This window comes from Nocardia cyriacigeorgica (genome assembly GCF_010858045.1).
In the GTDB taxonomy this organism is placed as follows: domain Bacteria; phylum Actinomycetota; class Actinomycetes; order Mycobacteriales; family Mycobacteriaceae; genus Nocardia; species Nocardia cyriacigeorgica_E.
On the sequence record NZ_JAAGVC010000041.1, the window covers coordinates 40,118 to 49,209 of the forward strand.

Consider the following 9,092-nt stretch of genomic DNA (forward strand, 5'->3'; position numbering starts at 1 on the left):
ACGGGCCTACCCCTCGAACGGCCATACGCGCAGGACCTCGCCGGCCGGGCCGAGGATGAAATGGCCGGACTCGCGGAATTCGTTGCCGACATAGACGGCCACGACCATGCGGCCCTCGTTCGGCGGGAAGCTGTGGATCTCGACCGACAGGTGCGAGACCTTGCCGTCGGGCACCTGCGCGATCGTCGCGGCGTTCGCCAGCGCGGCGCCGATCGCGGCGGTATCGAGGACGCCGAGATCGACCGTCGGGGTGTCGACCTTGCGGGTGGTCGGATCGCTCGGCCGCTGGAAGCCGCCCCGGTAGTCGTAGGACACCTGACGGTTGGGCTGTCCCGGCACGGCGCGGTCGACGTCGCCGTGGTCGGGGTACAGGGAGATCTCGTCGGCGAGGGTGTCGCCGAATTCGGCGCGGTAGTCGGCGAGAAAGTGGGCCAGGCCCTCGCCGGTGAGCAGATTCGGAGTCTTGATGACGATGGGGTCGACGTCATCGAGGTCGGCGCGCGGTACCGGAAGCTCGGCCTCGGGTGCTCCGTCGCCCGGGGCGGCGGCCACCGGCGTTTCGGCCGGTGCGGGGTCGTCCGCGCGGCCGGTCAGCGCGAAGGCACCGAAGGCGACGAGCAGTGCGGCCGCGGTGAGTGCGGCCAGGTAGCCGCCCTGACGGGTGGGCTGCGCCGGCCGCGGTGGCGTCGGGGTGCGGCGCGGGCCTTGCAGGTCGGCGGTGAGTTCGGCCAGATCACCGAGGGTTTTCGCCTCGGCGAGCAGATCGGAGTGGGCGCGGTGCTCGTCTTCGGTGAGCTGGCCTTCGGTGCGGGCCAGGTCGAGCAGTTCGGCGGCGGCGGCGCGATCGGCGGAGCGAGCTCTGGTGGACGTCGGGTAGGCCGTTACCGGACGCGCGGTTCTCGGGGCGGGGGTCCGTGGGCCGGGTGCCGGCACCGCTGACGGCGTTTGCAGATCATCCACCAGCGCGGACAGCTCGCCCATCGTTGTCGCGGCCCTGGCCTGCGCAACCCGGTCGTGATATTCGTCGGCGCCGAGCTGGCCCTCCGCATAGGCGGCGTCGAGCACACTCGCGGTGTGGGATCGGTCGAGATCACGTGCGCGCATCCGACCGGGAACTGGCGTCGACACGAACGCAGTCTAATCGGACATGTGCCCATTTCGCTGTCCTGTTTCACCGTGCGACGTGCGGTTTCGTCGTCGCCGGTCCGGCCGATCGGCGGCCGCGGGCCGCCCGCCGAACCTCCGCGTCGTTCGGTCGGATAGTCATGCGCTGGAGTCGCGGCGATTCGTCGATCACGTCGACCCGGGAGTGTCAGCACGCGATTCGCCCGGGCGACGGCGGGTCCGGCGCTGATCAGCGGGCAGACCAGCAGATATCGGTGTCGCAGATGCGCCAGTGCGGACGTATCCGTCCCCGGCCACCGAACACGCCGGGCGCCAGCGCAACGAATTGGACACGGCTACTCTGGGGAGCGTGCGAATTCAGCGGCAAGTGGTCGACTATGCGCTACGGCGCCGGTCGCTGCTGGCTGACGTCTATGCGGGCCGTGTCGATGTCGCCGAGGTGTGTGATGCGAATCCATATCTGCTGCGTGCGGCGAAATTCCACGGTCGGGGGAGCGAGGTCACATGCCCTATCTGCCGGAAAGAACAGCTCACCCTCGTATCCTGGGTCTACGGCGACGGCCTCGGCCCGGTAGCGGGCTCGGCCCGCACCCCGGAGGAACTGCTCCGTCTCGCCGAGACGCGCGAGGAGTTCTCGGTCCATGTGGTCGAGGTGTGCCGGACCTGCAGCTGGAATCATCTGGTGCAGTCCTATGTGCTCGGCACCACACCGGTTCCGCCGCGACGACGCTCCGGAACCCGAGCCAACCGGCGGACCGCTGCCGAATGAAACACCTGGTCATCTGCCCGTCGGGTGACTTATAGGGCCGAGCCCGGTCCATCGCGACCTGCCCGGCCCCGAGCCACCCAGACCGATACGAGCTTTGGAGATCTTGTCAGTGAATTCGCCCTACGAGAGCCCTCACGGCGATGACCCGAACGCCCGCACGCAGCGCAGCCCACAACCAGGCCCGAACCCACGTCCGATGGGGCCGCCGCCCGGGCGGCCCGGCGCTCCGGGTGGTCCGCGTCCGCAGGTGAGCGGGCCCCGCCCGGGTATGGGCGGACCGCGCCCCGGTGCGCCGATGCCAGGCCCGAACGGCCCACGGCCGGGCCCCAACGGTCCGCGTCCCGGCCCGAACGGACGGCCGGCTCCGCAGGGTGGCCGTGGACCGCAGGGTGGTCCACCGCCCGGTAATCCGCGCGGCCCGCAGCCGCCGCATCGTCCTGGCCCGCCGCCGGGCCGGGGGCCGCAGGGTGCTCCGCCCCCCGGTCGCGCGCCGCAGGGCAGGCCCGGCCCGAATCCGGCGCCCAACTCTTCGCAGTCGACCCAGAAGATCGCCCGGCCGGGCGAGGGCGCCAAGCCGCCGTCGGCCCAGTCGACGCAGAAGATCAGCCGCCCGGCCTCGCTGTCGGAGGCGGTGTCCCAGCGCGACCGCAAGGCCTCGAGCACGGGCCCGCGTCCGGCCGCGCGCAGGCCCGTCGCCGGCGCTGCCGCGGGCGCTTCGACTACCGGTGAACGCCGGGCACAATCGCGTTCCGGCCCGCCGTCGGGCCCACCGCCGCGGCGTGGCGGTGGCGACGGCGACGGCCCCGATGGTCCCGGCGGACGCAGGCCCCGCGCCAAGAAGAAATCGCCGTGGCGAATCGTGCGCCGCACCATCTATGTTCTGATCGCCTTGGCGATCGTGGTGCCGAGCACCGTGTTCTTGATCGCCTACTCCACGGTTTCCGTTCCCCAGCCGGGCGATCTCAAAACCAATCAGGTGGCGACGATCTACGCCGCCGACGGCACCACCGAGATCAGCAAGGTGGTTCCGCCGGAGGGCAACCGCACCGAGGTCACCATCGACCAGGTGCCGCCGCATGTCCGCAACGCGGTCACCGCGGCCGAGGACCGGGATTTCTACACCAACCCCGGCTTCTCGGTGTCCGGTTTCGCCCGCGCCGCGCGCGACAACCTGCTCGGCAAGGAGAGCGCGGGCGGTGGCTCGACCATCACCCAGCAGTACGTGAAGAACGCGCTGGTCGGTGACGAACGCTCCCTCAACCGCAAGCTCAAAGAGCTGGTGATCTCGGCGAAGATGGCGCGGCAGTGGAGCAAGGACGAGATCCTCGCCGCCTACCTCAACACCATCTACTTCGGCCGCGGCGCCTACGGCATCGACGCTGCCGCCAAGGCCTACTTCGACAAGCCGGTGCAGGATCTGACCGTGGCCGAGGGCGCGGTGCTCGCGGCCACCATCCAGCTGCCCTCCTCGCTGGATCCGGAGCAGAACCCCGAGGGCGCGAAGGCGCGCTGGAACTACGTGCTCGACGGCATGGTCTCGGAGGGCAATCTGCCCGCCGCCGAACGCAAGTCGATGCAGTACCCGGCGGTGCGGCCGCTGTCCTCGCTGGGCGACAAGGCCAACGACGACGGCCCCGAGGGCCTAATCAAACAGCAGGTGCTGCGTGAGCTGTCGGCCGCGGGCATCAGTGAGCAGCAGCTCAACACCGCGGGTCTGCAGATCACCACGACCATCGACCCCAAGGCACAGCAGGCCGCGCTCGACGCGGTCGCCGAGAACCTGCAGGGCGAGCCGGAGAAGCTGCGCACCGCCGTGGTGTCGATCGATCCGAAATCCGGTGCGGTGCGGGCCTACTACGGCGGCAAGGACGGCCAGGGCTACGACTTCGCCAACGCGGGTCTGCAGACCGGTTCGTCGTTCAAGGTGTTCGGCCTGGCACAGAACCTGGAGATGGGCATCCCGCTGTCGCAGATGTACGACAGCTCGCCGCTCACCGTGCACGGCATCAAGATCAGCAACGTCGAGGGCGAATCCTGCGGCATGTGCACCATCGCCGAGGCGCTCAAGCGTTCGCTGAACACCAGCTTCTACCGCATGCAGCTGGATATGCAGAACGGCCCGCAGAAGATCGCCGATATGGCGCACAAGCTGGGCATCCCTGAGGAGATCCCCGGCGTCGGCAAGACGCTGACCGAGCCGGATGGTTCGGGTCCGAACAACGGCATCGTGCTCGGCCAGTACCAGGCCAGGGTGCTCGATATGGCCTCCGCCTACGCCACTCTCGCGGCCTCGGGCAAGTACCACGCCCCGCACTTCATCCAGCGGGTGGTGACCGCCGACGGTGAGGTGCTGCTCGACCGTGGCGAGGTCGCGGGCGAACAGCGCGTCTCGGAGGCCGTGGCCGATAACGTCACCGCGGCGATGAAGCCGATCGCCGCCTACTCCCGCAACCACGGCCTGGCCGGCGGCCGGGAATCGGCCGCCAAGACCGGCACCGCCCAGCTCGGCGATACCGGCGAGAACAAGGACGCCTGGATGGTCGGCTACACGCCGTCGCTGTCCACCGCGGTCTGGGTCGGCACCGAACAGGGTGAGCCGCTGCGCAATTACGGCGGCGCGATGATCTACGGCTCCAGCCTGCCGTCCGACATCTGGAAGGACACCATGGACGGCGCGCTCGAGGGCACGCCGAAGGAGACCTTCCCCAAGCCCGCACCGATCAAGGGCCAGGCGGGTGTGCCGGAGTGGACCGCGCCGTATACCGCGCCGTCCACCACGGAGGCGCCGCCGTTCCAGCCGCCGGTGGTGATCACCCCGAGCCAGGTGGAGATTCTGCCCGGCATCACCATCCCGGTTCCGGGCGTACAACCGAATCCGCAGGCGCAGGTGCGGCCACAGCCGCAGCAGCCGTCGAACTCCGGGCCGCTGCCGGGGCAGCCGACCGCACCGGCCGATGGATCACCGTCCACCGGCCAGGGGCAATCCGGCGAGGACAGTTCCGATAGCGGCGAGGACTCCGGCGGCGGTGGCACCGGCGGCGGCCAGGGTGCCGAGGATTCCGGGGGGACGAGCGGAGCTCCGCCCGGCCGCTCCCGGTAGCCTCGGGTGCCGTGACCGATCAGCGACTGGTGGGCGAGCCGACCAACGGGAACGCGCACACCGGCCCGTCGGCCGAGCAGCCCAGCAGCCCGCGATACGAGTCCCCGGCTCCGCTCGCTCCCGATCTCCGGTCGGCCGACGCCCGAGACCGGCCGAGCCGCAACGACTCCCTGACGGCGCAGCTGTGCACGGTGATCGGCGGCCCGGTCGGTGATCACGCCCTGATCGGCCGCACCCGGTTCTGGACGCCGATGCGGGTGCTGTTCCTGTTCACGGTGCTGTTCCTCGCGCTCGGCTGGGGCACCAAGGCCGCGTGCATCCAGCAGACCGAAGCCGCGGGCGGCGGCCTCACCCTGGACTGGAACGACGGCCGCCAGTACACGGCCATGTGCTATTCGGACACCGTCCCGCTCTACGGCGCGGAACGGCTCAACGAGGGCGCGTTCCCGTACAAGAAGTCCTGGACCGAGGAGACGCCGGACGGCGGTACCGAAACCCGGTACATGGAGTATCCGGTGCTGTCGGGGCTCTATCAGTACGTGTCGATGCAGATCGCCAAGAGCTGGGACGCCGGTCCGCTGCCGGGCGCGCTGCAGGTGGTCATCTACTTCAATGTCATCGCGGTCGGTCTCGCGCTGGCCTGGCTGGTCACCGTGTGGGCGACGGCGCTGCTGGCGGGCCGGCGGATCTGGGACGCCGCCCTCGTCGCCTGCTCACCGCTGGTGATCGTGCACGGTTTCACCAATTTCGATGCCCTGGCGACGGCTTTCGCCGCGACCGGCCTGCTGGCCTGGGCGCGCAAGAAACCGGTGCTGGCCGGGGTGCTGCTCGGCTTGGGCGGTGCGGCGAAACTGTATCCGCTGCTGCTGCTCGGCCCGATCCTGGTGCTGTGCCTGCGCGCCGACCCGATGCACCGCACGCCGAGCGCGCACATCAAGATCCGATTGAACGAGATCGACGGCCTGCCCGCGGCGCGAGAGTGGATCCGCGAGATCCCCCATCGGGTGCGGATTCTGGGTACTCGCCCGCTCGGTGCGGCGTGGCTCACCGCCGGCGCCGCCGCGGGCACCTGGGTGATCGTGAATCTCCCGATCGCGGTGCTGTATCCGACCGGCTGGCGGGAGTTCTTCCGGCTCAACACCACCCGGCACGCGGATCCGGATTCGATCTACAACGTCATCACCTCGTTCACCGGCTGGCCCGGCTTCGACGGTGTGCTCGAGCACGGCGAGCAGCCCGCCATCCTCAATCTGGTGTCGCTGACGCTGTTCGTCATCGCCTGCCTGCTCATCGCCTATATCGGCCTGACTGCCCCACGCAGGCCGCGCCTGGCGCAGCTGTGCTTCCTGGTGATCGCCGCCTTCCTGCTGACGAACAAGGTGTGGAGCCCGCAGTATTCGCTGTGGCTGGTACCGCTCGCGGTGCTCGCGCTGCCGCATCGCCGGATCCTGCTGGCCTGGATGACGATCGACGCGCTGGTCTGGGTGCCGCGAATGTTCTACTACCTCGGCCTGGATCGTAAAGGCCTGCCGGAGCAGTGGTTCACCGGCACCGTGCTGCTGCGCGATATCGCGGTGATCATCGTGTGCGCGCTGATCGTGCGCCAGATCTACCGGCCCGAGGAGGATCTGGTGCGCCGCGATTTCGTCGACGATCCGGTCGGCGGCCCACTCGACCACGCCACCGATCCGCTGCTGCCGTGGCTACCGGAACGGTTGCGGCCACGGGAAGGCCGGGTACCCACGCGCTGACATCGCGTGGGCGGTCCTCAGCGAGCGCGCAGAATACGGGCCTGCCGTTCGGGTTCCTGCGGCAGCAGATCCAGATCGAGTTCCCAGGCGCTGCCGGTCCACGGATCGAACAGTGGGGTGCCCGGGATCGTCGGCAGGTGACGGCAGGCCTGCGATAACGTCGCGACCAGGGTGTCGTCGGAATCGGATTCATTGCTGCCGATGATCACGGTGGACAGCCCGATCAGGTCGCCGCGCATGAGCAGCGAACCGAGCCGCTGCACGTCGGTGGCCTGATAGCCGTGCGGGAAATCGGCCGCCACCAGCACCCGATGCTCGGTGGGCGGGGTGCCCGCACCGCTGTTGTAGGCCATTTCGGCGAGCTCGGCGGCGTCGGCGAGAGTCTTCAGCCGGGCCGAGATATCGGTGTGGTGGGTGACCGGCGGGCCGCCGAGCACGGGCCCGAGCAGGCCGGTGAGGCCGGTGAACGCGCTGGTGAGGTCGATGACGTCGACGACGGTGGTGCGCTGCGGGGCCGCCGCGACGAGCCGGGCCAGCAGTGCGCCGACGATCGGCGCGACCGCCGCGGAGGATTCGGCATCGATCCACAGCGGACGGTTCAGCGGGACCGGCACACAGTACGGAATGCGCAGCGGCCCACGGTCGATGGCGTAGAGCTCGCCGAGCCGGATGCCGTCGGCGGGTGCGGGGGCGCGATCCCACGCCTGCGATTCCCACGACGCCAGCGCGGGCGGCAGCGCCTGATCGGCCTCGGCCAGTTCCCGCACCAGCTGCTCGCTGTCGCGGCGATGGTTCGCCTCGGCGGTGGCGTTGAGTTCGTCGTGGCGGCGCTGGGCGGCGGTGCGGGCGGCGTCGGCGGCGGGGGTGTTCCTGGTTGCCGGATCCGAGACCGCTTCGGACAGCTCCTGATCGAGCCGTTTGGCCGCGTAGTCGCGGGCCGAGATCAGGGCCGCCGCCGATCTCGCGGCATCCTCGAAGATCATCCACAGCCGTTCCAGACCGTGGCCCACGTCGAGCGGGCTGCCGCCGGATTGTGCGGGTGCGGACATCGCGTACGTGTCCGCCCGCGGGGCGGCGGCGGGCGCCATCCCGGCCGCACCGTGCGCCTGCAACAGTTCCGGCAGACCGCCCGCATAGCCTTGGCCGAGCGCGCGCACCTTCCACGCGCCTTGACGCCGGTACACCTCCAGGCAGATCAGCGCGCGCTCACCGGCGGCCGGCGCGATCGCGAATTCGACCGTGACGGAGCCATTTTCGGACAGCTCGGCAACGACCTTGCCCAGTTCCGCCGACCGGCCCGCCACGACCAGCAGGACCGCCTGCGCGTCGGCCCGGACCTCGGCGAGGGAGACGGTGACGCCGTCCTCGCCGAGGTGCACTCCCGCCGTCGTCGTCCGATCACCGGTGACGACATCGGCGGCGGCGCGCACCCGCAGATCGTCGTTCACCACCAGCGCCGAAATATCCAGTGCCGCATCGGCGTGCACGCCGAACCGCACCGTCTGGGCGGTCAGGGGAACGTTCTGCCCCGCCGTCAGTTGCCGCACGTCCACTTCCCCCGTCGTCCCTCAGCCGGCGGCGAGGAAACGGCCGAGCTGCGGTACTGCCTCCCCGGGATGTTTGGCCTGGAAACCTTCGCCGAGCGCCTGCATCTTCCAATCCCCGCCGGCCCGATAGACCTTCGCCATCGCCATCGCGGTGAACGGCATGCCGCCGGCCAGGGTGTAGCGGGCCAGTTCGGCGTTGTTGCCGCCGTCGATCAACCGGCAGAAGGCGTTCTGCACCTGCTCGAAGGTGTGACCCTTGTAGGAGGTGACGATGAAGAACAGCGTGCTGATGTGGGCGGGGATGCGGGTCAGATCCACCAGGATCATCTCGTCGTCGCCCTCGCCCTCACCGGTGAGGTTGTCGCCCTGATGGCGCACCGAGCCGTCCTTGGAGCTGAGCTGGCCGTAATAGGCGACATCGGCGGGCTGATGGTCGGCGAACATGACCACCGAGGCGTCGAGGTCGATATCGACCGTGCGGTTGCCGAACATGCCGCGGCTGCGCACCGGATCCCAGCCGAGACCCATCTTGACGAAGGTGAGCGCGGACCCGCCCTCTTTGCGCAGGGTGACCCGCTGGCCCTTCTGCAAGCTGACCGGACGGTCCTTGCTCAGGCTGATCTCGCCCTGCGGCTGCGTAGGCGGGGGCGGGACCGGGGCACCGGGCGGCGGGTAGCCGGCACCCGGGCCCGGCGGGGGCGGATAACCGCCACCCTGCGCAAAGAGGGCGGGTCCGCGCTCACCTTCGTCAAGATGGGTCTCGGCTGGGATCCGGTGCGCAGCCGCGGCATGTTCGGCAA

The 9,092-nt window shown here is 69.9% G+C and carries 6 protein-coding genes; 3 read left to right on the top strand and 3 right to left on the bottom strand.

Features of this window, described 5'->3' with window-relative positions:
- Positions 1 to 6: 6 nt before the first annotated feature.
- The gene (locus GV790_RS24335) at positions 7 to 1,128 is read right to left on the bottom strand and encodes a DUF1707 SHOCT-like domain-containing protein (protein ID WP_163816442.1); all 1,122 of its coding nucleotides are present in this window, start codon (positions 1,126 to 1,128) and stop codon (positions 7 to 9) included.
- Between the two features lie 346 nt (positions 1,129 to 1,474).
- Here GV790_RS24335 and GV790_RS24340 point away from each other — a divergent pair, with 346 nt between their 5' ends.
- From GV790_RS24340 to GV790_RS24350, 3 genes are all read left to right on the top strand, one after another.
- Positions 1,475 to 1,894, top strand: coding sequence for a DUF5318 domain-containing protein (locus GV790_RS24340; RefSeq protein ID WP_158430226.1), 420 nt, complete (start codon positions 1,475 to 1,477; stop codon positions 1,892 to 1,894).
- 295 nt (positions 1,895 to 2,189) lie between these two features.
- The gene (locus tag GV790_RS24345) at positions 2,190 to 4,994 is read left to right on the top strand and encodes a transglycosylase domain-containing protein (protein ID WP_163816461.1); all 2,805 of its coding nucleotides are present in this window, start codon (positions 2,190 to 2,192) and stop codon (positions 4,992 to 4,994) included.
- 11 nt (positions 4,995 to 5,005) lie between these two features.
- Positions 5,006 to 6,745, top strand: coding sequence for a glycosyltransferase family 87 protein (locus GV790_RS24350; RefSeq protein ID WP_163816444.1), 1,740 nt, complete (start codon positions 5,006 to 5,008; stop codon positions 6,743 to 6,745).
- 17 nt (positions 6,746 to 6,762) lie between these two features.
- Here GV790_RS24350 and GV790_RS24355 read toward each other — a convergent pair whose 3' ends face one another.
- On the bottom strand, positions 6,763 to 8,292 hold the full coding sequence (locus GV790_RS24355; protein ID WP_163816446.1) for a TerD family protein: 1,530 nt from the start codon (positions 8,290 to 8,292) through the stop codon (positions 6,763 to 6,765).
- A gap of 21 nt (positions 8,293 to 8,313) precedes the next feature.
- Positions 8,314 to 9,092: TerD family protein (locus GV790_RS24360; RefSeq protein WP_256673498.1), on the bottom strand; the 779-nt coding region annotated here is incomplete at its 5' end.